The sequence below is a fragment of the Hominifimenecus sp. rT4P-3 genome (genome assembly GCF_051055405.1).
Lineage (GTDB): Bacteria > Bacillota > Clostridia > Lachnospirales > Lachnospiraceae > Pseudolachnospira.
The window spans coordinates 2358822-2383032 of record NZ_CP167068.1; the positions used below are offsets into that span (position 1 = coordinate 2358822).

The window sequence follows — 24211 nt, forward strand, 5'->3', positions numbered from 1 at the left end:
AACTGCCCATGCCTTTTTCAGATGCTCTACCGTTTCGCCTTCAAGGTCGCAAAGATCTTTACATATTTCATCTTCACTAAGGTAATTGCCTTTGCCTCCAGCAAAGTCAACGTCACACTCCGCAAACGAATCGGAAGCAGCATCAGCCGCATCATCCGAGAACGTGGAACCGCTAGTTTCAAGGAATGCCGGACATTTTTCGAATGAATCCAGCAGCGAACCTTCTCTCTTTTTTCCCGCCAGCTCATCTGACAGTTGGGATTGGTCAAGTTTTCCAGGCATCCGATAAACCGCTCAATATAACGCCTGGCCACCATCTCCCGGCTGGGCGCGTCGTTGACGCCCCAGTGGCGGTAAAGCTCTTTCATCCAGGCATGCTCTTCTTCCCGCTTCTCATACATCCCTTCCCGGTAGGCAGCGGTCTCCGACTCAGCCCGCTCCCGGATAAAATGGTAATACTGCCGGGACGTCACCGTCACTCGCTCGATATCCCGAATCACCGCCAGGATAAAAGGAAAATCATCCCAGAACGTCGGCGGAAACCGGAAATGTCCCGCCTCAATATACTTTCGCTGCCACAGCTTATTCCACGGGGAATACAGCTGATTCTTATCAAACATCCAGTAAGCGTTTTCATGAAATTCCTGCGCATTGGAAAACACCGCGTCCCGGACAAAGAAATCGTCGGTCCGGTATTTTCCTGGTTTATAATAGGTATCGATATAAAATCCAGCGACCACCAGCTCCGCCTGGTCCCGCTCCGCCAGGGAAACCATGTCCGCCAGCATCGTCGGCTCCGCCCAGTCGTCCGCATCCAGAAAATAGAGATACTTTCCTCTGGCATGGTCCATAGCCAGGTTCCTGGCGCTGGGAGCGCCTCCATTTTCCTTATGAAACACCTGAATGCGCGAATCTGTTTTCGCATAAGCGTCGCAAATAGCCCCGCTCTCGTCGGGGCTGCCGTCGTCCACGATGATAAATTCCCACTCTGCAAGCGTCTGCTTTTGAATACTCTCGATCGCCCGGCCCACGTAGGCTTCCACCTTATAGACCGGCATGATCACGCTGACCATGATTTCCTGCATCATTCCTGCCATTCCTTCTCCACCAGCCGAAAGGCCGAAGCAATTACTTTATCCATATCATAGTAACGGTATTCCGCCAGCCGGCCGCCAAAAAGCATATCCGTCTCCGCCTCGGCCAACTCCTGATACTTCCGATATAATTTTTGATTTTTTTCATCGTTAACCGGATAGTAAGGCTCGTCGCCTTCCTGCCATTCCGCCGGATATTCCCGGGTAATTACGGTTTTCGGCTGTGCGCCAAAGTCAAAATGCTTGTGCTCGATAATTCGTGTAAAAGGAGTCTCCCGATCCGTATAATTTACAACCGCCACTCCCTGATAATTCTCCGTATCCAGTACTTGATCCTCAAACCGAAGGCTGCGGTACTCCAAAGCGCCAAACCGTTTGTCATACAGAGAATCCAGCGTACCCGTATAGAGAACCTTCTCTCCCATGGCCCGGTAGGCTTCCCGGTCCTCGTTGAAATCCGTATTCAGGCGGACATCGCAGCCCTCAAACAGGGCTTTGATCAACCCATTGTATCCTCCCACCGGAATTCCCTGGTATTTATCATTAAAATAATTATTGTCATAGGTAAAGCGCACTGGCAGACGGCGAATAATAAAGGCAGGCAGTTCCCGGCAATCCCGGCCCCACTGTTTCTCGGTATAGCCTTTCACCAACTTCTGGTAAATATCCGTCCCCACCAGGCGAATGGCCTGCTCTTCCAGATTGGCCGGTTCTCCTTCCTGACACCCGCGCTGTTTTTCGATCATCTCCCGCGCCTCATCCGGCGTCCGGACTCCCCACAAGCGGGAAAAGGTATTCATATTAAAGGGCATGTTATACATTTCTCCGTGAAAATTTGCCATCGGAGAATTGGTAAAACGGTTGAACTCCACCAACTGGGTCACAAAATCCCAAACCTTTTGATCGGAAGTATGGAAAATATGAGCGCCATACCGGTGTACCGGGATTTCCTCTATCGTTTCACAGTATAGATTTCCTCCCAGCTGCGCCCGCTTTTCCAGTACCAGACAGCGCTTTCCCCTTTTTGTGGCATGCCAGGCAAATACCCCGCCGAACAGGCCGCCGCCGACAATCACGTAATCATACATTTTCTTCATGCTGATGCCTTTCGTCCTCCTCCGAAAAAGCTTCTGTGCTGTCGCTTGCTTTAAACAGCACCAGGATCGTCTGGAAAATGATTTTAATATCATTCCACAAACTGAAATTTTCAATATACATCAAATCTAAGATCAGCTTGTCCTTGGACGTGGTATTGTATTTTCCCATAATCTGGGCAAACCCGGTCAGTCCCGCTTTCACCCGGTGACGGTATTGGAATTCCGGCAGGCTTTCCGAATAGGCGTAGACATATTCTGTCATTTCCGGCCGCGGCCCCACCAGACTCATATCCCCTTTCAGGATATTAAAGAGCTGCGGCAGCTCATCCAGCCGATATTTTCGCAGGAACTTCCCCACCGGCGTGATTCGATCGTCGTGGTCGGTCACCAGATGCTTGTCCGCGTCTTCCACCATCGTGCGGAATTTGTAGATCGTAAATACCTCTCCGTCTATCGTAACCCGGCCCTGGCAGAATAATACTTTTCCCCCGTCGCAGATTTTAATCGCCAGAGCGCAGAGGATTAAAATCGGGCTGGTAATGATCAGGCCAATCAAAGCCACCACGAAATCCAGGCTCCGCTTCACCAGCTTCTGCTCGACCGAAAGTTCTCTCACCTCCGCCGCGATCATCGACACATCGTCCAAAATCACATGGCGCGAATTAATGTTCACCACATCCACAATTTCCGGATTATAATAAACATTTTTCATCTTCTGATAACAATATTCCACGACCTCGGTTCTTCGGGAACCAGGCACATTGTTTAAAAAAACCGTGTCCACCTCTAAGATCTTCTCCCAAATCAAAGGGTCATTGTAAAGTATCACTTGTTCTACCTGGTATTGCTTTTTATATTTATTGATTCCCCGTTTCAAGTCGTGAAGGCTATCCTTAGAATCCGTGATAATCAAACATCTTTCCGGTTTTACAAAAGAGAAGTATAGAGCATGCCCACCATAGGTAAAAATAATGATACAGAACACCTGCAAAAAGAAGACAACCAGCAGCAGCAAAAGGTCCTCTTCCAAAAATTCCTTGTTATTTGCATCATTGGTATTCATGATCACCAACATAATAAAGGTGAACAAATCCGTAAATAACACGGATAGAGTCATGGAATAAATGATCGGCTTGCTCTTCCTCTGTCCGATATCATACCGCCCGTAAATGTTGGTCAAAAGCAAGCCCCCGACCACAAAGGATACCGCTGTAACCGCGGCGGTTCGGGAAGGCACCAGCATCTGTGGATTGTGGATGGAAAGAATCAAAAAAAAGATTCCCATCAACAGGGCATACAGCAGCAGCTTCATCGCCAGTACAATGCTTTTCCGGCATTTATACAATTTACTTTTCAAAACGTTTCCTCTTTTTGCGCTTTTTGTAAAGAATTTCGCTTTGCGAAATTTCCGATAGAATAAAAATGGTCAGAATTTCCGACTATAGTAAGGGTATCACGTTCCGCCTTCTCCGTCAAGTTTTGCCTGGAAAACTTAAGTAAATACTAAGGACTGTTTCTTCCATAATGAAATAGAACAAAATGTGACAGTTTTTTTAAAAAACCATGAAATCCTCATAAAAGACCCGGTTTTATCTTGCATTTGAATTCAGGGATTGTTATACTAATTTCGTCAGGATTCAAAAGAAAAGGAGTAATACTATGAAATTTAGACACCTGCTGACCGGTACCCTCTTGTGCATGTCTCTTTTCGCATTCCAGGCCCCGGTGTTCGCGGCTCCGGCGGAGCAAAAAGAAGAAAGCATTGCCGAAGGCGTATATGCCGGTGAAGTCAATATTGGAGGCATGAGCAAGACCAAAGCCAAAGAAGCGGTGGATTCCTATCACCAAGAGATTGCCTCCTCCCCGTTTACCGTTACCGTAGATTCCAAGACTGTAGAAACCACCCTTGCGAATCTGGGCCTTTCCTGGGATTCGGAAAATGCGCTCGCTCAGGCGGACCGCCTGGGAAAAAGCGGCCCGATCCTGCAACGGTATAAAACGCTGATGGACATGAAATATGGCCATGTCATTTTGGATGTGCCCTATCAGATTGATGAGGCAAAAGTACGCGATTTTGTCGCCAATCAGATCGCATCCCTCGACACAGAGCCAAAGGATGCGACGATCACCAGAAAAAATGGTGAATTTATTGTAACCGAGCATACGACGGGATTATCGACCGATCAGGAAACCACCGTAAACACGATCCTTTCCTCTGTCAAAGAAGGCCTTTCTGCCAATATGCAGGTAGCCGCTGAGGTAAAAGTGACACAGCCCGCCAAAACTTATGAAGAACTGAGTCTTGTGCGCAATAAGCTGGGAACCTTTTCCACCGACTACAGCGACAGCGTATCCGGTCGAAAAACCAATATTTCCGTCGCTTCCGGACGCCTGAATGGAAAACTGCTGATGCCGGGCGAGAGTCTATCGGTCAGCCAGACGATCCTCCCCCGTGAACCGGAAAACGGCTATGAAAAAGCAACCCAATATAAAGACGGCGATACAGAGGAAGCCTATGGCGGCGGCGTCTGCCAGGTTTCCACGACGCTTTATAACGCGTTGCTTCGGGCCGAGCTGAAGATCACTTCCCGTTCTCCCCATTCCATGGTCGTTTCCTATGTGCCTTATTCCATGGACGCGGCGATTGCGGCTGGCTCCAAAGATCTTGTCTTTGAAAACAATCTGGAGCACCCCGTTTATCTGGCGGCCAGCGCTGATGGAAGCACATTGACCTTTACCCTTTACGGTGCGGAATATCGTCCCTCCAATCGTAAGATCGACTTTAAATCCACCACCGTATCGAAGAAAGATCCGGAACCGAAAATCATTTATGACGCCAATATGTACGAAGGAGAACAGACCTCTACCGGCACCAACAAGCCGGAAGTAAAGGCCTATCTGGAAAAAATCGTCTATGAAGACGGCAAAGAGGTCAGCCGCACCAAGCTCCACACCGATAGCTACAGCGGCGCTTCCAAAACCACGGTGATGGGAACCAAGCCCAAAGACGATGTCCCAGTCGGAGGCGTCGGCGGCGTCGGCGGTCAGAATCCAACAGACCCCACCAATCCGAATACACCGGGCGATTCTCCAGATACCGGCAACAATGACGCCCCCGATACCGGCGGCAATAATACCCCCGGTGGCGAAGAGGGAGAGTCCACGCAAGAATAGCATCGTTTCAGTATCCGGAAGCCGGAACCGCTTCCGGATATTTTATTCCCGGCAGGTGAGCAAGACCCTAGCATCATCATTTCCAAGGAGGAAAAATCACATGTGCACTGCTATACGCTATCAGGCTGACGATCATTACTTTGGCCGAAACCTAGATTTGGAATATTCTTATCATGAAACTGTCGTGGTAACGCCTCGGAACAAACCGCTTTCCTTCCGCTTTCTGCCTGACCTTACACAACATTATGCCATGATCGGCATGGCCTATGTGGTGGACGACTATCCGCTCTATTATGAAGCCACCAATGAAAAGGGGCTCAGTCTCGCCGGATTGAATTTCCCCGCGTCCGCCTTCTTTGGGGCCGGCAGCCCGGACAAAGATCACGTCGCGCCATTTGAACTTATCCCATGGATTCTAAGCAAGTGCTCCACGGTAAAAGAAGCACGCCCTTTGCTGGAAAAAATGGACATTGTAAACGAAGCCTTTCGCCCGGATCTCCCCGTCGCGCCGCTCCATTGGATATTGGACGACAAGGACGACTGTCTGATTTTGGAGTCCACCGCAGACGGACTGCATATATATGAAAACCCGATAGGAGTGCTTACCAATGAGCCTCCCTTCCCTATGCAGTCAGAAAATCTGGCGCGCTATCGTGGATTAAGCCCGGAGGAACCAAAAAACAGCTTTGCACCAGGTTTAAACTTAACAGGCAACTGTCACGGCATGGGTTCTTTTGGCTTGCCTGGGGACCTCTCTTCCCCTTCCCGCTTTGTTCGGGCGGCGTTTATGCTGAATAATTCTGTCTCTGGCAACAGTGAATCGGAAGCGGTCAGCCAGTTTTTCCATGTGCTGGCTTCCGTCGCGCATCCCCGGGGCAGCGTCCGACTGGGAGAACAGTACGAAATTACAGTTTATTCTTCCTGCTGCAATGCAGACCAAGGCGTCTACTATTACACCACTTACGAAAATAACCAGATCTCCGCCGTCGATATGCACAAAACCGATCTGGAAAGCAAAGAGCTCTCGATATATCCGCTTATCAAAAACCAGCAATTCGCATTTCAAAACTAAACATATACCGGTCAGGCCCCATGCTTTCATTTCATATGGGGGTATAACACTTCCGTATCCGGAATCCAGTTTTCCTTGATCGTCCTCTGACTCAGCCACCGCATCATATTGACACGGCTTCCTGCTTTGTCATTGGTTCCGGAACGGCGGGCCCCACCAAAAGGCTGCTGGCCGACCACGGCTCCCGTGGGCTTATCATTGATATAGAAATTGCCTGCCGCATGGGCAAGCGCCCGCTCCATCTGAGCAATGGCTGTCCGGTCATTGGCATACACAGCCCCAGACAAAGCATATCCGGTTCCCTGGTCGCAAAGAGCAAGCGTCTCCGAAAGCTTCGCATCCTCATAGACATAGATTGTCAGGACCGGTCCAAAAATTTCTTCTACCATCGTGCGAAAATCCGGCTTTTTCGCCAAGATCACCGTCGGTTCCACAAAGTATCCCACCGAATCGTCCAGGCTGCCTCCCTCGATTACCTCACAGTCCGGGGAATTCTTTGCATATTCTACGTATTCCTTGATTTTACCAAAGGACTTCTCGTCAATCACCGCATTTAAAAATGCGTGAATGTCCCGAACGTCTCCCGTTTTCACCTGAGTCATCGCCTGGTGCATTTTTTCCCGCACCTGCGGCCACAAAGACGCAGGAATATAAGCTCTGGAAGCCGCGGAACACTTTTGTCCGGCAAAAGCGAAAGCCCCCCGGATCAATCCGCTGACCAATGCGTCTGCGTTTGCGCTGGCGTGGGCAAAAATGAAATCTTTGCCTCCCGTTTCTCCCACCAATCGAGGGTAAGACTCATAGCGATCAATATGCTCTCCCACTTGTTTCCAGATGCTATTAAATACTTCCGTAGAACCAGTAAAATGGAATCCAGCCATCCGAGGATCTGCAACCACCACTTGCCCAAAGTCCGAACCGCGGCTGGGTACAAAATTGATCACGCCGGCAGGAAGCCCAGCCTCCTCAAAGATTTCCATCAAATAATAGCTGGATAGAACCGCTGTCGTCGACGGCTTCCAAACCGTCACATTCCCAGCCATGGCCGGAGCCGCGCAAAGATTTCCACTGATGGAAGTAAAGTTGAAAGGAGCCAGCGCCGCCACAAACCCTTCCAGCGGACGGTATTCATTCCGATTCCAAATTCCATGGGTATTCAGCGGCTGTTCCGCATAAATCTCCTCTAAATAGTAAGCGTTAAAGCGCAGGAAATCCGCCAATTCACAGATGGCATCAATCTCCGCCTCATAGACATTTTTGCTCTGTTTCAGCATACAAGCCGCCGTCATTTTTTTCCGATACGGTCCAGTCAAAAGATCCGCTGCTTTCAAAAAAATAGATACGCGGTGTTCCCAGGAAAGCGCTTCCCACTCTGCCTTCGCCGCCATAGCCGCCTCAATGGCTTCTCTCAACTCCTTCGCTCCCGCCAAATGCGTATGAGCGAGTACATTTTGATGGCGGTGAGGCTCCACAGCGTCCAAGATATCTCCCGTATAAATCTTCTTTCCTCCAATAACGCAAGGAATCTCGATAGGATGGGACGCTTGATATTCCAGTTCCTCCTGCATTTCCTTCCAATTATCGCTATTTGCTGTATAAACCTTCACGGGTTCATTGACCGGCTTATCCAAATGAAAAAATCCCTGATTCATCTTCGTTCCTCCTTTATTTATCTTGAATTCAGTATAACGCATCCATAAAAAAATAAGAAATTGCGATTATTTATAGTGGATAAAAAATATTTATAAGCCGGATTTTCCCATTGCGTAATTTTAAAAAGTCTGCCATACTATTAGGGATTCGAATGAACGTCATCTATTTTGTGTAAAATACAGAAAAGCCGCAGATTGCGGCGGATCGGAGCTTTATGGAATTAAGACAATTGGAATATATCGACGCGTTATACCGCTTTAAAAATTTTACAAAAGCCGCGCAGCATCTACATGTCACGCAGCCTACCGTAACCACCGCAGTTAAAAATCTGGAAAAAGAACTAGGGGTTTTAATTTTCGACCGTTCCGGCGGAAATTTGACGCTGACTCCCGCAGGCGAGGAAATCCTCCACCGGTCTGAAGTGATTTTAGAAAATGTAGAGAAGATCTATGACCGTGCTTCCATTACCGACGGATATCAACGCCAGGAGCTGAATCTGGGAATGCCTCCCATCTCCTGCGCCAAATTATATCCCATGGTCCTGCAAGACTTTGCCAAGGAAGAGCCCAATGTGGATTTGATCATTCAGGATATCTGTAATCACGAAATCATCGAACAGATCCAGCAAGGCGGCATCGAGGCCGGTTTTCTGATCCGCCAGGATACCCTGCCGGAGGATATGGAATATCTGAATCTGGAAAAAGGAGTTCTGCAGGTCCTGCTCTCAGAAAATCATCCTTTAAGCCAAAAGACATCCGTTTCTCTAGAAGAGCTTGCAAACGAAGAAATCCTTATGTATGAAAAAGGGACTTCTTATACGGAATACCGGATTCGGGAAGAATTTTTCAAAAAAGGGATTACCGTCCAGTTCCGGCATTACTTTAAAAATTTTTCCACCATATACGATCTTGTATCCCAAAACTATGGTATTTCCTTTTTGCTGGAGACAACCTCCCCAGTTCTTTCCCATATGACTGGTATTGTCACACTGCCTTTTACCGAGCCAATGACCTATCAGATGGGAATGATCTGGAGCAAAAGCCGTTTTCTCTCCCAGTCCTGCCGCAAATTCCTTCATTTTGTCTGCGAGCAGTATCATCTTAATTAAACGGTCGTTTTTAAAAAACAAAGGATCTTACATGACACCGGAAACGGAAAAGCAAATAAAAAGAGGGAGCCTGCCGATTTCAACTCGGTCAAGGCTCCCTCTTTTCATCTCCAAATATATCCGTACTCTTCCAAGTACTCTTCCATATAAGGAATCAGGGCAATGGCATAGATCAGCAAAGCAATCGAAATCACTAAGAATACAATACTGATGATCAGAGAAACGAGCGCCATGGTTCTCCGATCCGACTTTAGGCCCAAAGCCCCGCAGACAATCCCGGCAATACAGATTGGGATGGACACATAAGGCGCGCAGCAGGATACCGCGCCCAGAATGCAAAGCACCAGCGCAGCAATCGCCAGTCCTCCGCTCCGCAGAGGCGGCTTCTCCTCATAGGCCCCATAAGAACCCCACTCCGACTGAGTGGAATTACTGTAGCCGTAGGTGGCGTTTTGGTTCTTCGTTCCCTCGTCGTACCGGCTATCTCCATAAGTGGTCTGTTGCGATCTCCCGTCGCTCCCGTCATAATATCCGGAAACATAAGGATTTTCCTCCAAATCCGCCTCCGGCTTATACTCGCCTACTGGCATCCCACAATGATCGCACACCTTTGCATGGTTCGGCAATTTCTTTCCGCAATTCACACAATACATGAATACTTCTCCTATGACTGGCCGTTGTCAGGCCCTTCGCTATTTCGCCCCAACGAAGCGATTGCATCTATTATAAGAAAAATTTCCGGAAGTTTCAACAGAAAATCTTTACAGATCCGCATCTTCTTCCAATAGAGAATCACCAAAGTTTTTGAATCATCTCCCACAGCTGCTGTCTGATCGAAGGGTTCAACAACGCCGTTAACCCCAGAGAAGCCAGCAAGGTTCCCACCAAGGTAATCATCCCTCTTCCACACCCCGCTAAAAATCGCAGCCACAAGGAAGACGTTTCCTGCCTGGGAGCTTTCCCCTTTAATTCTTTTGTAACCGTTCCCCAATCGGGCATAGACATTCCTTTCTTTTCTCAAAAGTTCCCCGCGACATAAAAAGACTTCTCATCCAAAGCCCGCATCGTCGCCAGAATTCCGTCCAAATGATCGTACTCGTGCTGCAAAAGCTCTGACAAATCCCCTTCTAATTCCAGCACGCATTCCTCTCCATTCCGGTCCCAATAGTGAATCCGGCAGCGCCGATACCGCTCGACGCGAACCAAGAGCCCTGGAAAAGACATACAGTCGTCCATCACTTCCATTTTCTCCAAATCCGGAAACTCCATCCGCGGATTGACCAGCAGAATAGGCTCTCCCACATTCATGTATAGAACTCTCTTTTTCACGCCAATCTGAGGAGCCGCAATCGCCCGCCCCGCATGATGAACCCGGCGGTATTCCATCATGGTGTCGTGGAGATCTCGTTCCAGAGAAGCAAGTTCCGCCCATTCTTCCTTTGTGACTTCTTCGCTTTGTTCATAAAGCTGTGGATTTCCCAGCTGCAAAATCGGCTGGATCATGGCAAAGCCCCCTTTCTACTGTCCGAGCTCCTTTAACTGCTCGATCAACTCCAAATCGCTCTCCGTCACTCGCATATTAGTACGAACCGGCTCTTCTCCCGGCCGGCAAACCGATATTTCAATCACGGTTCCAACTTCGATCTTCCGCCCCATTACATTTTGGAAAAAAGCCGCAAACTTTGGGTGATTCGTTTCAAATTGCTTCTTCAAATTCATCATTTTCATGATTGACATCGGATTCATCGCAGATTCTCCTTACAACATACACCAGCATACATTTGTCAGAAGGTAGTATAACATAAAAAGCCCTCCATCTGCAATGGGACAGCCGCCTTTTTTCCAGTATAGCCAGTGCCGTCAATATTCTGTCGATTCGTGCTTAATCGTTTCCATTCAAAAGTTCTACCTCATCTTTCGTCGCAAAAAACTGCAGCGCATTTTGCACGGTAATAAATGGATAACTATCGTTCCAGCCGCCGGCCATCCTTCTTTCTTTAGCCGTCAGAACCGGATATTGCAGCAGTCTCTTCTGATGCACATAATTGATCCACGAATCCACAATCCATCCTTCGTGCTTTTCCTCGATGCTATAGGCAACGTATCCCCGCTGACGCTCCCCACTGTCCGGCAGGGAGAACGTTGCAAAAATACTCTGCACATATCGATCCCCCCAGAATATACTGTCCGTCGTATAGCTTTCCGCGGTAAGCGAGTAAAAGGGCGAGGTATAAACCACTCCATTTTTATCGTAAAGCACACGACCCGATAACTCTCCGCTTGCGTCCCATCCTTCACTCTCCCTGTAAGCGGGCCAAAGCTGCAAAGCTTCTGTTCCACAAAATCCCGGATGAATGCTCCAAAGGAAATGATGGAAAATTCTCCACCGGGGAGACTCGCCGCCTCCCAGCTCAACCGCCACATCTGTCAAATGCAGTTCCTTTTCATCATACACCGTAGTGATGAAGGTGCTATTTCCCTCTACTTCCCGCACTTCATGGCCGTCGCCCACCGGTTCATCGATCTCATGTACCACGACGCGCAGCGCTTCTTTACAGCCAAGAATCTCCTCCTCCGACAAGTCTTCAAGGGCATCCCCAGGATACCCAAGCGTGAGAAGATTTTCTTTGATCGCAGACACCTCGGCGGTCTGCTCTTCTCCATCCGGCTGCCAGTCCATCGGATAGCTGCCCAATAAGAGATAGCCGCAGGCAATTCCAACCGTCAAAACAGCGATCAAAATTTTTGTAAGCCTTCCGTCGGAAATCCGGACAGCAGCCGCTTGGATTCCATATCCGCTCTCTTCCAAATCTGCGGAAATATGAAAAAGACTCCGGATAATCAGAATAAAGCATACGATCATAGCAATGCCAAAAAGCAGTCCGTTATATTGCAGCCGCGCCAACCCCAAAATCGCCAAATACCAGATCAAGAGAGCCCCGGCGCTTCCGGTAGGAACATCAGCACCCGCCTTTTTTTGTACCGCGAGAAATCCTCTCCAAAAACAAAAAAGCAGCAAAATCTGGGATGCTACGTTCAGAACAGTCCACACCTCCCCCAAAGAAGAGGCATATAGGATATTTCGATAAATCGTCGCCTGGAGAATCATGACAGGGAAATGGCAAACCGTGCGGAGCATCGCGAGAAGCCAGCAGATCTGAAACCATCTATTCTCCTTGCGAAGCGTTCGGAAACCAAGCAGCTGTAAAAGGATACCGATGGTAGGCAAAATATGATTGAGGGCCAAAATATTGATCGTAACCACGCTCATGGCCAGGCCTGCCAAAATGCGATCCATGGATACGCGCCATGGCGTCGCCTCATAAACAACGTCTTCCGGTGGAAGTTCTGGAACTGAATTCTTCAGCATTTCGTCAAACTCACGCTCATTCATGCTTATCCCCTCCCAACGCTATTTGAAGTTTTTTCTTGATTCGATAAAGTTTTCCTTCCACCGCCCGCTTGGTCATCCCCAGCTCCGACGCAATCTGCGCCGTTGATTGGAGATAATAATACTTTCGATAAAAGAGAATCCGCTCCCGTGAAGGCAGCCTTTCAATGGCCTGTTGGATCGCCCGCCTTTGCTCCTGCTGCAAATATGCTTCTTCCGGGGACAGCTCGTCTGCTGCCAGTTCCTGGGGCAAAACGTCCAAACTTTCCGTGGGCTTCAGGGTCCGCGCTTTATTGAGCGCGGCGTTTCGCGTCAATGCGGTCAGCCATGTTTTCCACTTTCCACGCTCCGGATCATAGGCGTCAATTTTTTCCCACACACGCAAAACCACATCTGAAAGGCACTCTTCCAAATCCTCTTGGGCTGGGAGAATCGGCGCAATAATATATCTCATCAAGGAGGCGTAATGACGTAAAAGTTCATCGGCTCCTTTCTCATCCCTCTCTCGTATTAAACGAATGATTTCGTCCTCATTCAAACGGCCATCCCTCCCTTTCCCTCAACCTCTCTATTTTATTATACACGCTCCTTTCCCAAAACCCACGTTTTTTTGAAATTCAAGAAAGGCTTCCTTGTAGTTCTTATGATTGCTCCGCAATTTTGCTGCAAAAAGCAAAAAAGTACTTGACAAATATATAATCAAAGAGTACAATCATGAGAAATTCACATAAATTCCATGCATAAAATCGATCAATCATAAAGGGAAGGAAGTACTCTTATGACTAGAACCCTGTATTTTACTCAATACGTCTTTTTTAGCTTTACCGGCTATTATCCCGATAAGGCTTTGGCGTGTTTTGCAAAAAACAGGATGGCTTCCGGAATCTGTCCCTAAAAGGGGCAAGATCGCTTCCCATGAATCAGGAAAAAAGGAGCTCCTGCGGTGCAAAACGCGCCGCGGGAGTTCCTTTTTCTATAGGGAATTCTTCTGGGATTGCCTGTAGAATAAAAGTTCACTATGTCAGGGAATATCCCCTGCGCCAAAGAAACGGTCGTTTCGTGCGATCTCGCCACGAATAACCTCTTTGCAAAAAATCAAAGGAGAAAACAATGAAAAAGAAAAGGAGGAAAAATAAAATGATTGTACTGCTCAAAGGAAACACCACGCCGGAGGAACTGCGGCAGTTTACAGACGATATGTGCCAGCTTGGTTTAGACCCGCATGTGACGGTAGGGGAAGCGCATACCATTGTAGGCTTAGTCGGGGATACATCGCGCCTGGACATTGGACAATTGGAGGCGATGGACATCGTGGAAGCGGTACGCCGGGTACAGGAACCCTTTAAAAAAGCCAACCGGCGTTTTCAGGAAGAAGATACGATCATCGTCTTGGACAACGGGACAAAAATTGGAGGCGGAAATTTTCAGGTAATCGCCGGCCCCTGCTCCATTGAGTCGGAGGAGCAAATCATTCACGTGGCTCAAGAGGTAAAAAAGGCTGGCGCTACGCTGTTACGAGGCGGAGCCTTCAAACCGCGCACTTCTCCCTACGCCTTCCAAGGCCTGCATACCAAAGGGATTCGGCTGCTGGTTCAGGCAAAACAGGCCACCGGCCTTCCCATCGTAACAGAAATCATGGACAAATCTCATCTGCCCTTGTTCGATGAGGTAGACGTGATTCAGGTAGGGGCCCGTAACATGCAAAACTTTGAGCTTTTAAAACATCTGGGCCGAACCAATAAGCCAATCCTACTGAAACGAGGCTTAGCCAACACCCTGGAAGAGCTGTTGATGAGCGCCGAATACATCATGGCGAACGGCAACGAACGGGTTCTTTTATGCGAACGGGGCATCCGCACATTTGAGACTTATACCCGCAACACCCTGGACTTATCGGCGATCCCCGTACTGCGTCGGTTAAGCCACTTGCCGATCATCGTCGATCCTAGCCATGCCACCGGGGACGCCGGTCTGGTAAAACCCATGGCCTTAGCCGCCACTGCCGCGGGAGCGGATGGGCTTATGATCGAGGTCCACAACGATCCGCCCCATGCTCTATGCGACGGTGCCCAGTCTCTCACGCCCCAAGGCTTTCAGGAACTAGTGGGTATGGTACAAGCCATCCGGCCTTACAGCGATTGCCACGCTGCTTCGGAGGCCCGTCTATGAATACAGTAGAAGTAAAAACCACCTCCGGCTACCGCGTTCAAATTGGTCCCGGTCTTCTGGGAAAATGCGGGAGGTATATCCTGTCTGTTCACACGCCCTGTCCCCTTGTTCTGGTCACCGATCAGCATGTGGATTCGTTATATGCCTCCCAAGTAACATCCTGTCTGGAACGCTCCGGATTTCAAGTAAGAAAATTTGTCCTGCCATCCGGAGAGGGCGCCAAAACTCTGGAAAACTATGGGCATCTGCTCCAATTTCTGGCCCAGGTAGGATTAACCCGCTCGGATCTCATCGTTACCTTGGGAGGTGGGGTCGTAGGAGATCTGGGAGGTTTTGCCGCTGCCACCTACCAGAGAGGAACGGCCTTCATCCAACTGCCCACCACTCTGCTTGCCCAAGTAGACGCATCCGTGGGAGGAAAAACCGCCGTAGATCTCCCCCAAGGGAAAAACCTAGCGGGAGCTTTCTGGCAGCCGAAGCTGGTGCTATGCGACACCCAGTGCCTAAACTCTCTCCCCCGCGACGTTTGGGCAGACGGCGCTGCTGAAGCAGTAAAGTCGGCAATGATTGCCGATGCCGGACTTTTGGAAGATATTGCCCAGGGAGCGCTGGAAACACAGCCGGAGATGGTAATCACCCGTTGCGTTCAAATAAAAGCCGCCGCCGTAGAAAAAGACGAACAGGACCATGGCGAGCGTCAAAAGTTGAACTTTGGCCATACCGCAGCCCATGGAATCGAGCGTTGGAGCGGCTATAGCATTCCCCACGGCCGTGCCGTAGCCATCGGAATGGCGGTAATCACCCGCGCCTGCGTGCAGCGAGGTCTGGCATCGGAGACTGTCTGGCAGGCCCTGAAAAAGGCATTGGACCGGTTGGATCTGCCGAAAGATTGCCCTGCACCTGCCAGAGAGCTGGCAGAAGCTGCGGCCGTGGATAAGAAGCGTCAAGGCGGTCAAGTAACCCTGGTTCTCCCTGAACGGATTGGAGAATGCCGTTTGGTCCCTACTGATCTTGCAGCGCTGGAGCAGTTTTTTCAAGACGGCTTCTAAGAATATTAGCGGAGCGAGTTTCTTATTTTTGTGAATGCTTTTCACAAATTACCGAAATCCTAGAAGTACTCGCTCCGAAACTCCACAAAATATTCCGACACGTTTCCCAGAGAGACCTTTTGACACCCGAATCTTATGAAATAAAAAAGGCAGCAGAATCTTCTCCTGCCGCCTTGCAACTTCAAGCATATTTTATTCCTTTGTATTTTCTTCCAGCAGAGCATGCCACTTCTCCTGCTCTTCCTTTGGAATATCAGACACCTTCAGCAAGGCTACCGCCAGCTCATAAGCCGAACCACCATACCATTCATCTCTCAGGTTGATCACTTGGGCATCCGTAAAATCTTCTAGTTTTACTTCCGCATGATATTGATAGGAATGATGTTTCTTATAGCGGCTGACAAATCCCTTATTTTCTAAAATCTTTAGAAAAGTCGCAACAGTATTATTCGCGTACTCCTTCTCGTACTGTTCCCGAATTCGTTCTGTGATTTCCAGAACAGTTAGATCCTCTTTTGACTCCCAAATACATTTCATAACGCGCCCTTCGGCGGGCGCAAGCGACAGCTTCATCGTGCCTCCTTCCGCAGCCGTGTTGCCGTAGATTCTGGCTTCCGGCTTTTCCCGTCTTTTCTTTTATCTGTTTGTATCCATTCTTCTGTCACCAGATAGAATTTCTTAACTAGGATATCACGAGAATGATATGCGAATAAGTACTTTTTCTTAAAATTTTCTTAATTTTATGGACATAATTGGTAACAATTCGATCTTAAATTTTCCTTAGTTTCGTATCTACCTCTTAATTATAGCAAATATTCTCTTCTTTTACACTTTACACAATTATTACCATTGTAATCCGCTTTTTTCATACAAATTCTCTTTTATTTACAATTATCATTTCCTCTCGCATTCGTGTGTATCCTTAGGGGAATGCGTTTTATTCGATAGGATTTTGCTATTGAAATTCTCGCGCCGAGCGCAGCTGCCATCGGCGGCTTTTTCCTTGCGCGTTCGTGTGCATCCTTAGCGGAGCGCTTTTTATTCTATAGGAAATTCCAACAGAATTTCCTATAGAATAAAAAAGTATCTGCACATTTTGTACTTGCTCCAAAACTCTACAAAATGTGCGGATACTTTTTAACATTGAGATTTTTAAACCCTAAGGCATAAAGACAAAATTAGCCTTCCATCTTTTACTGCTTTAGCATGGGAAAAGCCACAAAACACAAAGAATCGTGCTGACTTCCGCAATGAGAAAGAAGGGAAGCGTAAATTTCAGCGTATTTTTCAGCGTGTAATGACCTGCTGCAAAAGCCATAGCTACATTGGTGGCACCGTAGGGGAGAATCGTAAAGTAGCTGGCCATCGCAGCTCCCATCACCGCTGCCCTCGGATCAAATCCGCCTGCCACGGATGCTGCTGCCGCAAGGGGCACCAGAACGTTATAGGTAGCGGTATTGTTCATAAAGTTTGTCATGATGCCGCTGCCCAGCGTAAACACGGTGACAATCGCCACGCTGGAAGGATTCTTTCCTAAAATGCCATTGATCGCATTTCCTAACAGCTCTCCTGCGCCGCTGCTGACCAGAGCATCGGAAAGAACAAAGATACCTGCCAGCATAAACACCATATCCGTGCTGAGGTTTTGCAACACCTCTTTCATGGTCAATGTTTTCGTGATCTGCAGTACAATCACTCCAATCACAGGCATCATGTACATGTAATCGCCAAGTGCTTTTCCAAAGAAAAAGGAGCCCATCACGCAGACAAAAACAATGTAAGTAATTATCTCCTGTCCACGGGGAATCGCCACAAATTCTTTGACACTTCCAATCTGTGAAGCGTCAATCTCATTCTTCGGCAGCATTTTATATCCAAAAATAAAGTATACGGACAAAAGTATCAGCGTGATGATGCTGGCCTTAAACACATCGGTTAATCCAAATGTAACTCCGTAAGCTTCCAAAAAGGCATTCAAACGGGAGGATGCGGTAGCGCCCATGGCAACCGGTACTTTTGAGGTCCAGATACTTGCCAGCAAAGCGGTGGGAAGTAAAACACGGGAAGCGCATAGATCCTTGTCCGAACTCAAAATCCCCAGCAGCATAATCATCAGGGCAACCGTCGTGGTGGCTACCATCATCTGGGCAAAAAAAGCAATCAGCGCGCAAAAGATCAAAAGGATCGCCAACGCGGATTTTCCGCCCTGCATTTTCATAATTTTCATTTGAATCGAGTGTAAAAAGCTTGTTTTTCCGAATGCGTGGCTGATAACAAAAATGCAGGCAATCATGATCAACGTCTTATTGCAGAATCCGGCAAAAGCATCTTGAATCGGCAGCACGCCGGTCAAAGCAAGCAAAGCGCAGCAAATCATCGTTGTCAGCCCATAGGACCATTTGTTGATGAGAAATCCCAAAATCATCACAGCCAAGATAATCAGCACAATATACGATTGTTCCATCTCTCTTCCTCCTCAAATCAGTTTTGTTTACTTTGCTTCCGGGATCACCGGCAGAACCAGTTTGGAAACGGCTTCCAGGCTATGATGCACCCGATTGGTCGCTATCGCAAGTTCCCGGTCTGTTCCAGGGCGGTTTCCGGTATTGTGGTTTCGGTCAAACATCGGGAAACAGCTGCTGGTAACCTCTAAGCGGATCTGATGTCCTTTTCCAAAATAGATGCTGGTATTTCCCATATCCACAGTCAACTGCCGAATTTCACCGGGCCTTAGCAGATTTTCCGTAAACGTGTTATTGTATCTGGCCCTTACGATTCCTTCTGTCACATTTAAAGCCTTCCCGTTGGGATGTACGTCAATCAGCCGGCAGAAAAAGTCCGTGTCCGGTGCGGAAGAGGAAATGGATAGTTCCGCCTGAACCAAACCGACAACCTCGATTCCCTCTTCCAGTGCCGGAGTGGAATATACGAGTACATCCTGGCGCTCCTCGACTGTACGAAAATCCTGGATCGGGCCGGCACATCCTCCAGGGGCGCGGGATGGAGCTGGGTTTTCCGGATCATAGACAAAGGAATCCATAGAGGCGCCCCCCTCCGGCGGCGTCAGAGACAAGGTTCCGTCTCCATGAAGCGTGTTGGCGCCTTCTTTACTTCCCAGATAAAAATCCGTGTAAACGGTCCGGGCCAAAGGCCACTCCTGCTCCTCGCGCCACTGATTTTTCCCCATGACATACAGGCGAATCGGAGCCTCCTCCTCCACGCCGGTTTTCTCCCCTTTGAGCCAGTAATCCAGAAAACGGATGATGTGGGACTGAATCTGTATATTTTCCCCATCCGCTCCAGGGAAGCTGAGTTCTCCCTGTTGATTGCTGAAAATACAGGAATGATTCCAGGGGCCGATCACCAGCCTGGTGCCGCGGCGCACATTTTCATTGGGATTTTCCTTGGTCAATGTGACAAAGTTTTCAATAGGACCATTTTTGGACGACGTATCATACAGACCGCAGTACATCAGCGCTGGGGTTGTAACCTGCGTCAGATCGATGGGCCTTCCCTCTACCAAAGGAACCTTTGGATCATCAAAACCAGCAACTTTTGTCCGGTACTCTTCCATATAGGGAAACCAGGGGTACAGCTGCATGGCCGGCATATCAATCTCCGGAACATAGCGGAACTGCTCATTCATATTTTTCGTGTGTTCCTTTAATTGGGTTTCCGCTTCGGCACGCTTCTCTGGGTCGTTCATCCGATTTAAGTACCTCTCTGCCTGCTGCAGAAGCCAGTCCGCATGAAGCGCATTGGGCAGAAAGCCTCCCGAATATTTCGGCTTGCAGCCCTGCATAAATGGACAGATACATTTGAGATGCGGCGGCCGCTCCGCCGCGGCTGTCAGTTGGGTGTAGGCATAAAAGGAATGGCCAAATGTCCCAACCTTTCCGTCGCACCATGGCTGGACTGCCGCCCATTCGATGGTATCATAGCCGTCCGGCCCCTGGTTGATAAAAAAGTTCACATCACCGTCCGACATCCCGGTTCCCCGGACATCTTGGTATACCACACAGTAGCCGGCTTTGGCAAAGCCAATGGGGCTTAACTGCCCCCATCTTCGATCCAGCGTTTCCTTTTCATAGGGCGAACGAAGCACCAGAGCCGGATGCTTTTCCTCATCATTCGGCCGGTAAATGTCCGCCCTTAGTATCACGCCGTCGCGCATTGGAATCTCAACATCTTTTTCAATCAATATGTTCATAGATTCCCCTCCTTCCATCCGCTGCCATATCTGAACAGCGATTGATTTAAGATCGCTTTTTTCTGATCTAAATTCACTATATCTTTTTCTGTGAACGAATGGAAATACGAATTTGGCTATTATTTATAGTTTACAGGGATATATATATCTTCAATGGAAGGTATTTATTGTAAATAGAATAGAAAAGAGATATAATAAGATATATTTTATCTGATTCCAGAAAGATGATATGCAGAAAGGATTGGTATGAATTTATTACAATTGAAATATTTTCAGGAAGTCGCACGGTATCAAAATATCACAAAGACAGCGGAAGCTCTTCATATCTCCCAGCCTTCCCTAAGCACCTCTATCAAGCACTTGGAGGCGGAGCTTGGCATCGCGCTGTTTGATCGGAAGGGAAAAAGTATTGTTTTAAATGAAAATGGACAAAATTTTCTTCGGGATATCAATTCTGTCTTTGAATTATTAAATCGGAATCAAGTAAAACGAGACTTATTTGCCACAGGAAAATCCTCCACCATTTCCATCGGAGGAAGAAAAAGCGAATTGATGCTCTCCCCATTCATTTCTGCTTTCCTTACCAAACATCCGGACGTACTAATTTCCTTTAAAAATAGTGTCAGTGTGTCCTCCTTTGATCCAGATATTTTGGATTTTTTGATCTTTGCCGAACCCCCTGAAAATGATTCCAGAGGCAAACTGATCCTAGACCGCGAAAGACACAGTATTTTGATGTCAAAAGAGCATCCCCTTGCTCAAAAAAGCCTTGTGACGCTTCCCATGATCGCGGAAGAACAGTTTATTTTTGTGACGCCAAATTCTGAAACAATGCCGCCTGGCTACCGGCTTTGCCAAAGGGAAGGATTCACTCCCAAGGTGGCCTGCATTACGGACGAGCGCGCCGTACTGCTTTCGATCATGAAACAGAGTCATCTGGTTTCTGTGGTACCGGAACACGACGCGGAGGCTTTTATGCGGATTGGCGACTACGTCTCCTTTCCCGTTCACACTGACCAAGAACGAAATATCGTACTGTCGATTCCTGCCAATAAAGTCCTCTCCAAAATTGCAGAAGAATTTCTTCTAGACTTATGGAATCAACCGGAAATCAAACGCTGGAATCCAGATTGGAGCCTCAAAAATATGATTCGATGACGGAGGGATAGATATCATAAGATCATGGCAAAATAGCCGATATATCCCATTAGCAAAGCCACACCATGCCAACGTTTTAATTTTCTATCCTTTCGGCAAAACAAGAATAACAATAAGGTCGATATTCCCGCAGCCATTATATCAAACCGAAACGACGAGGCAAATGGCACCGGGACAATAACAGAAGAGAGCCCCACCACAAATAGGATATTAAAAATATTGCTTCCAACGATATTTCCAATAGCAATATCCGCATTTCCCTTTTTGGCTGCCGAAACAGAAGTAAAGAGCTCCGGCAGAGACGTCCCCAAGGCAACGATCGTCAAGCCGATGAAGCGTTCGCTTATCCCGATCTTTTCCGCTATTGTGGTTGCCGCATCCACAGATACATCGCTTCCGAAAAGAATCAGCGCCAGTCCGATCAGCGCCAGAAAAACATACTGCCATACTTTTCTCTGGTCTGGCATTTCTATTTCTTTGTTTGGATGCTTCTTTGTCATGATTAGAAGGTAAACGATATAGAGAACAAAGCAGATGATTTGAATCACCCCATCCGTAAAGCAAATCGTTCCATCCATTCCTTGTGTCAAAAGAAGGGCCGTGATTGCAAAGAGAAACGGTATCTCATAACAAAGCGTAGAGCGATTCATGGCAAGCGGTGTGATTACGGCGGAAAGTCCCAGAATAATCAAAATATTTAGGATATTGCTTCCCACAATATTTCCAATCGTAATATCGGCGCTTCCCTTTAATGCAGAGGAAATGCTGACCGCCGCTTCCGGCGCGCTGGTCCCCATCGCGACCACCGTTAGACCGATTACCAATTGTGGGATTTTAAATTTTGCCGCGATCCCCGCCGCGCCGTCCACAAACCAATCCGCGCCTTTTAAAAGCAGAAAAAAACCTGCGGCAAGAAACAATGCCTGTACACCTATTTCCATTGGGAAATCCTCCTTTTCTCTAAGGTAAGTGCCGTCCTTCGGACTCTCGCAATCTACCGCTTTCCTTCTTCTTTGAAAGCCGAGCGCGGCCGCCATCGGCGGCATCTTCCGTTCGCGCTCGTGCGCATCCTTAGCGGAGCGCTTTTTTATTCTATAGGAAATTCCAACGGAATTTCCTATAGAATAAAAAAGACGAGTCCTTTGCTGTTTTTATAACAACAAAGTCTCGCCATTTCATCACAAAGCCGGATTCGAAAATCGTATTGACGGCTAAGCAAACATAGAAAATATCTCTATGCAAGCTACTCCCTTTTTCGTCTCATTATGCTGTTTTTCTTGTCAACGGTATTATATACAATAAATGGGATTTCGTCAATAGCCTGCAAAAACTCCGCTTCATGTTTGTTTAAAATTGTAATCCAACAGATCCTCCACACGGCAGCCCAGCGCATTGGCAAGAGAGATGACCGCCTGCGCAGACGCTTTTCCTATCTCCTTTGTGCCAAGTTCATACTGCTGCAGTGTGCGGAGATTGACGCCCGACTTTTCGGCAAGTTCTCTTTGCGAGTATCCGCTCTTTTTTCTTTGTTCCTGTAGTTTAGTTGTCTGCTTCTTTCGCCGCAATATGGCGTTTACGGTATCTACAAACTTTTCTTCTGCCGCTTCATGGTGCGTGGAGTACAGTTTCAGCACTTCCGTCATCGAGATATTTGCGTGTATATCCTTAAACGATTGAGCAGTGTACCACTGGTAAAACGCAAGAATCCAGCCGCTCCAGTATTCTGCCGATGCGTCATATTCGATTTGCGCCTCCGGGAAGTCTATAGCAATTCCGGATTTTGAACATACCTCTATAACAAGTTCTGTTCCTGAAAAACCCGAAACAACCTTTGGATTACCTTTACCAAACTTATCCGCATAGCCGCTGGCAATGAACAGTTCCATAAAAGCGTCCGGTTTCATCTTGCAGGCGTTTACGGCATAGTCAAAAGCTTCGCCTAAATTAGTCATGGCGTCATGCAGATACTGTTCAGCGTAAGCGTGGATCATTTGGCTTTATCTCCTCTCGTATAATATCCCGCATGAAAATCCTGTCCAAATCCTCGTTTTCCAGTTCTCTATTGTATGCTTCTCTTGCCTCGTCATCTCTTACCTTACGCTTTGCATAATAAAGCGTATTATCCGCAATTTCATAGTCCAGAAAGCGGATTGTTTCAAATGCTTTTTGCGATTTCAAAACAAACTGCTCACCGAGCTTTCCGAGTTTCATGGCATAACCCAACTGCTTCAGCGATATCTCATTGTTCACAAAAGAGCGTGCAAAGGAAAAGTAAGAATCGTCCGCACGATATCCTACAATGACATCATAAGACTGAAACGCCGGAAGAAAATTTTGAATCAGATAGTCTTTTCCTCGTTTTGCAAGTGGGGTGGATAATCTTGCTTTCCGATGAAGCATCAAAATGGCAAGCCAGTTCAGTATCATAAAATCATCCGAAGAAAGGTTCAGTACCGTTAAATCAGAAAGGTCGATTTCGTACCGATTGGCAAAACCGTCTGCATTTTCGCTGCACGCCCATTCTTTGGCAAGTTCAATATGCTCTGTGCAGTAAAAGCCTTTTCCATAATCATTGTATGCTTTTCCCTTATCGAAAATGGGATGTTCAATGATACTGGGTGAACCGTGATATAAAATAAGTGTGCTCATTTTTTATCTCTCCTATACTTCCACAGAGGTAGCTTTCTATACTATACCTCCACAGAAGTAGTTTGTCAAGAGGCCAGCAAAATTTAATTCTGCACTGGAATTTAAATCAGGATGAGGACGAACTTTTGTTACGCCGAACCGGGACACACACAGACTTATTTGAAATGTAGTATGTAAAGCCGTGTCCGTAAATCCGCCCAATCCCCTCTCTCATCCACCCCATTTTTAGACATCAAAAAACCCCGTAGACCGCATATCTACGAGGTTTTCCTTTTCCCAGGGGCAGTAAGAGTCGAACTCACATCGACGGTTTTGGAGACCGCTGTTCTGCCATTGAACTATGCCCCTAAAATGACCTGCCTACTATTTATATCATAATCTGACAGG

22 protein-coding genes and 1 tRNA gene are annotated in these 24211 nt (G+C 47.6%); 6 read left to right on the forward strand and 17 right to left on the reverse strand.

Translation table 11 applies throughout. The features are described from left to right. Window positions 1-26 precede the first annotated feature (26 nt). Genes ACCC71_RS10870 through ACCC71_RS10880 form a run of 3 tightly spaced genes read right to left on the reverse strand, consistent with a single transcriptional unit; the run spans window position 27 to window position 3548 of the window. Window positions 27-1097, reverse strand: a complete 1071-nt coding sequence (locus ACCC71_RS10870) for a glycosyltransferase family 2 protein (RefSeq protein WP_434309647.1) — start codon at window positions 1095-1097, stop codon at window positions 27-29. Then, window positions 1085-2191 (reverse strand): UDP-galactopyranose mutase, encoded by a 1107-nt coding sequence (gene glf, locus ACCC71_RS10875; RefSeq protein WP_434309648.1) that lies wholly within the window; start codon window positions 2189-2191, stop codon window positions 1085-1087. Before glf ends, ACCC71_RS10870 begins: the two co-directional genes overlap by 13 nt. Beyond that, window positions 2175-3548 carry a sugar transferase gene (locus ACCC71_RS10880; protein WP_434309649.1) on the reverse strand — a complete coding sequence of 458 codons (1374 nt, stop codon included), beginning with the start codon at window positions 3546-3548 and terminating at the stop codon, window positions 2175-2177. Before ACCC71_RS10880 ends, glf begins: the two co-directional genes overlap by 17 nt. A gap of 302 nt (window positions 3549-3850) precedes the next feature. Between ACCC71_RS10880 and ACCC71_RS10885 the strand changes: the two genes are divergently transcribed. After that, entirely contained in the window at window positions 3851-5365 is a 1515-nt protein-coding gene (locus tag ACCC71_RS10885) for a VanW family protein (RefSeq protein WP_434309650.1), read from the forward strand. Between the two features lie 100 nt (window positions 5366-5465). After that, window positions 5466-6437, forward strand: coding sequence for a choloylglycine hydrolase (gene bsh / locus ACCC71_RS10890; RefSeq protein WP_434309651.1), 972 nt, complete (start codon window positions 5466-5468; stop codon window positions 6435-6437). Between the two features lie 26 nt (window positions 6438-6463). Here the strand turns inward: bsh and pruA are convergent, their stop codons facing one another. Next, window positions 6464-8089, reverse strand: coding sequence for an L-glutamate gamma-semialdehyde dehydrogenase (gene pruA, locus ACCC71_RS10895; RefSeq protein WP_434309652.1), 1626 nt, complete (start codon window positions 8087-8089; stop codon window positions 6464-6466). Window positions 8090-8304: 215 nt separating this feature from the next. On the opposite strand from pruA, the gene ACCC71_RS10900 reads away from it, so the two are divergent. After that, window positions 8305-9198: a LysR family transcriptional regulator gene (locus tag ACCC71_RS10900; protein WP_434309653.1), complete on the forward strand. Its 894-nt coding sequence runs from the start codon at window positions 8305-8307 to the stop codon at window positions 9196-9198. 104 nt (window positions 9199-9302) lie between these two features. Here the strand turns inward: ACCC71_RS10900 and ACCC71_RS10905 are convergent, their stop codons facing one another. The 6 genes from ACCC71_RS10905 to ACCC71_RS10930 all read right to left on the reverse strand — a co-directional run bounded on the left by ACCC71_RS10905 (window position 9303) and on the right by ACCC71_RS10930 (window position 13127). Continuing rightward, a complete protein-coding gene (locus ACCC71_RS10905) occupies window positions 9303-9851 on the reverse strand; it encodes a zinc-ribbon domain-containing protein (RefSeq protein ID WP_434309654.1) in 549 nt (182 codons plus the stop codon). A gap of 139 nt (window positions 9852-9990) precedes the next feature. Next, a complete protein-coding gene (locus ACCC71_RS10910) occupies window positions 9991-10197 on the reverse strand; it encodes a hypothetical protein (protein WP_434309655.1) in 207 nt (68 codons plus the stop codon). An 18-nt stretch (window positions 10198-10215) separates the two neighbouring features. Then, entirely contained in the window at window positions 10216-10701 is a 486-nt protein-coding gene (locus ACCC71_RS10915; protein ID WP_434309656.1) for a peptide deformylase, read from the reverse strand. Window positions 10702-10716: 15 nt separating this feature from the next. Further along, window positions 10717-10944: a hypothetical protein gene (locus ACCC71_RS10920; protein ID WP_434309657.1), complete on the reverse strand. Its 228-nt coding sequence runs from the start codon at window positions 10942-10944 to the stop codon at window positions 10717-10719. A 136-nt stretch (window positions 10945-11080) separates the two neighbouring features. Then, window positions 11081-12592, reverse strand: coding sequence for a hypothetical protein (locus ACCC71_RS10925; protein ID WP_434309658.1), 1512 nt, complete (start codon window positions 12590-12592; stop codon window positions 11081-11083). Further along, a complete protein-coding gene (locus ACCC71_RS10930) occupies window positions 12585-13127 on the reverse strand; it encodes an RNA polymerase sigma factor (RefSeq protein WP_434309659.1) in 543 nt (180 codons plus the stop codon). Before ACCC71_RS10930 ends, ACCC71_RS10925 begins: the two co-directional genes overlap by 8 nt. A gap of 599 nt (window positions 13128-13726) precedes the next feature. On the opposite strand from ACCC71_RS10930, the gene aroF reads away from it, so the two are divergent. After that, a complete protein-coding gene (gene aroF, locus ACCC71_RS10935; protein ID WP_434309660.1) occupies window positions 13727-14758 on the forward strand; it encodes a 3-deoxy-7-phosphoheptulonate synthase in 1032 nt (343 codons plus the stop codon). Next, window positions 14755-15807, forward strand: coding sequence for a 3-dehydroquinate synthase (gene aroB / locus ACCC71_RS10940; RefSeq protein ID WP_434309661.1), 1053 nt, complete (start codon window positions 14755-14757; stop codon window positions 15805-15807). Before aroF ends, aroB begins: the two co-directional genes overlap by 4 nt. 192 nt (window positions 15808-15999) lie before the next feature. Here aroB and ACCC71_RS10945 read toward each other — a convergent pair whose 3' ends face one another. From ACCC71_RS10945 to ACCC71_RS10955, 3 genes are all read right to left on the reverse strand, one after another. Then, the gene (locus ACCC71_RS10945) at window positions 16000-16380 is read right to left on the reverse strand and encodes a BlaI/MecI/CopY family transcriptional regulator (protein WP_434309662.1); all 381 of its coding nucleotides are present in this window, start codon (window positions 16378-16380) and stop codon (window positions 16000-16002) included. Window positions 16381-17008: 628 nt separating this feature from the next. Beyond that, the gene (locus ACCC71_RS10950) at window positions 17009-18271 is read right to left on the reverse strand and encodes an SLC13 family permease (RefSeq protein ID WP_434309663.1); all 1263 of its coding nucleotides are present in this window, start codon (window positions 18269-18271) and stop codon (window positions 17009-17011) included. A gap of 27 nt (window positions 18272-18298) precedes the next feature. Next, complete coding sequence (locus ACCC71_RS10955) at window positions 18299-20017, reverse strand: CocE/NonD family hydrolase (protein ID WP_434309664.1); 1719 nt, start codon at window positions 20015-20017, stop codon at window positions 18299-18301. 246 nt (window positions 20018-20263) lie between these two features. On the opposite strand from ACCC71_RS10955, the gene ACCC71_RS10960 reads away from it, so the two are divergent. Then, window positions 20264-21175, forward strand: coding sequence for a LysR family transcriptional regulator (locus ACCC71_RS10960; RefSeq protein WP_434309665.1), 912 nt, complete (start codon window positions 20264-20266; stop codon window positions 21173-21175). Window positions 21176-21189: 14 nt separating this feature from the next. Here the strand turns inward: ACCC71_RS10960 and ACCC71_RS10965 are convergent, their stop codons facing one another. The 4 genes from ACCC71_RS10965 to ACCC71_RS10980 form a co-directional block, all read right to left on the reverse strand. Beyond that, complete coding sequence (locus tag ACCC71_RS10965) at window positions 21190-22116, reverse strand: calcium/sodium antiporter (protein ID WP_434309666.1); 927 nt, start codon at window positions 22114-22116, stop codon at window positions 21190-21192. 396 nt (window positions 22117-22512) lie between these two features. Then, window positions 22513-23166, reverse strand: a complete 654-nt coding sequence (locus ACCC71_RS10970) for a helix-turn-helix domain-containing protein (RefSeq protein ID WP_434309667.1) — start codon at window positions 23164-23166, stop codon at window positions 22513-22515. Beyond that, window positions 23147-23824: a DUF3990 domain-containing protein gene (locus tag ACCC71_RS10975; protein WP_434309668.1), complete on the reverse strand. Its 678-nt coding sequence runs from the start codon at window positions 23822-23824 to the stop codon at window positions 23147-23149. Before ACCC71_RS10975 ends, ACCC71_RS10970 begins: the two co-directional genes overlap by 20 nt. Window positions 23825-24101: 277 nt before the next feature. After that, a tRNA-Trp gene (locus ACCC71_RS10980) sits at window positions 24102-24172 on the reverse strand. Between the last annotated feature and the right edge of the window lie 39 nt (window positions 24173-24211).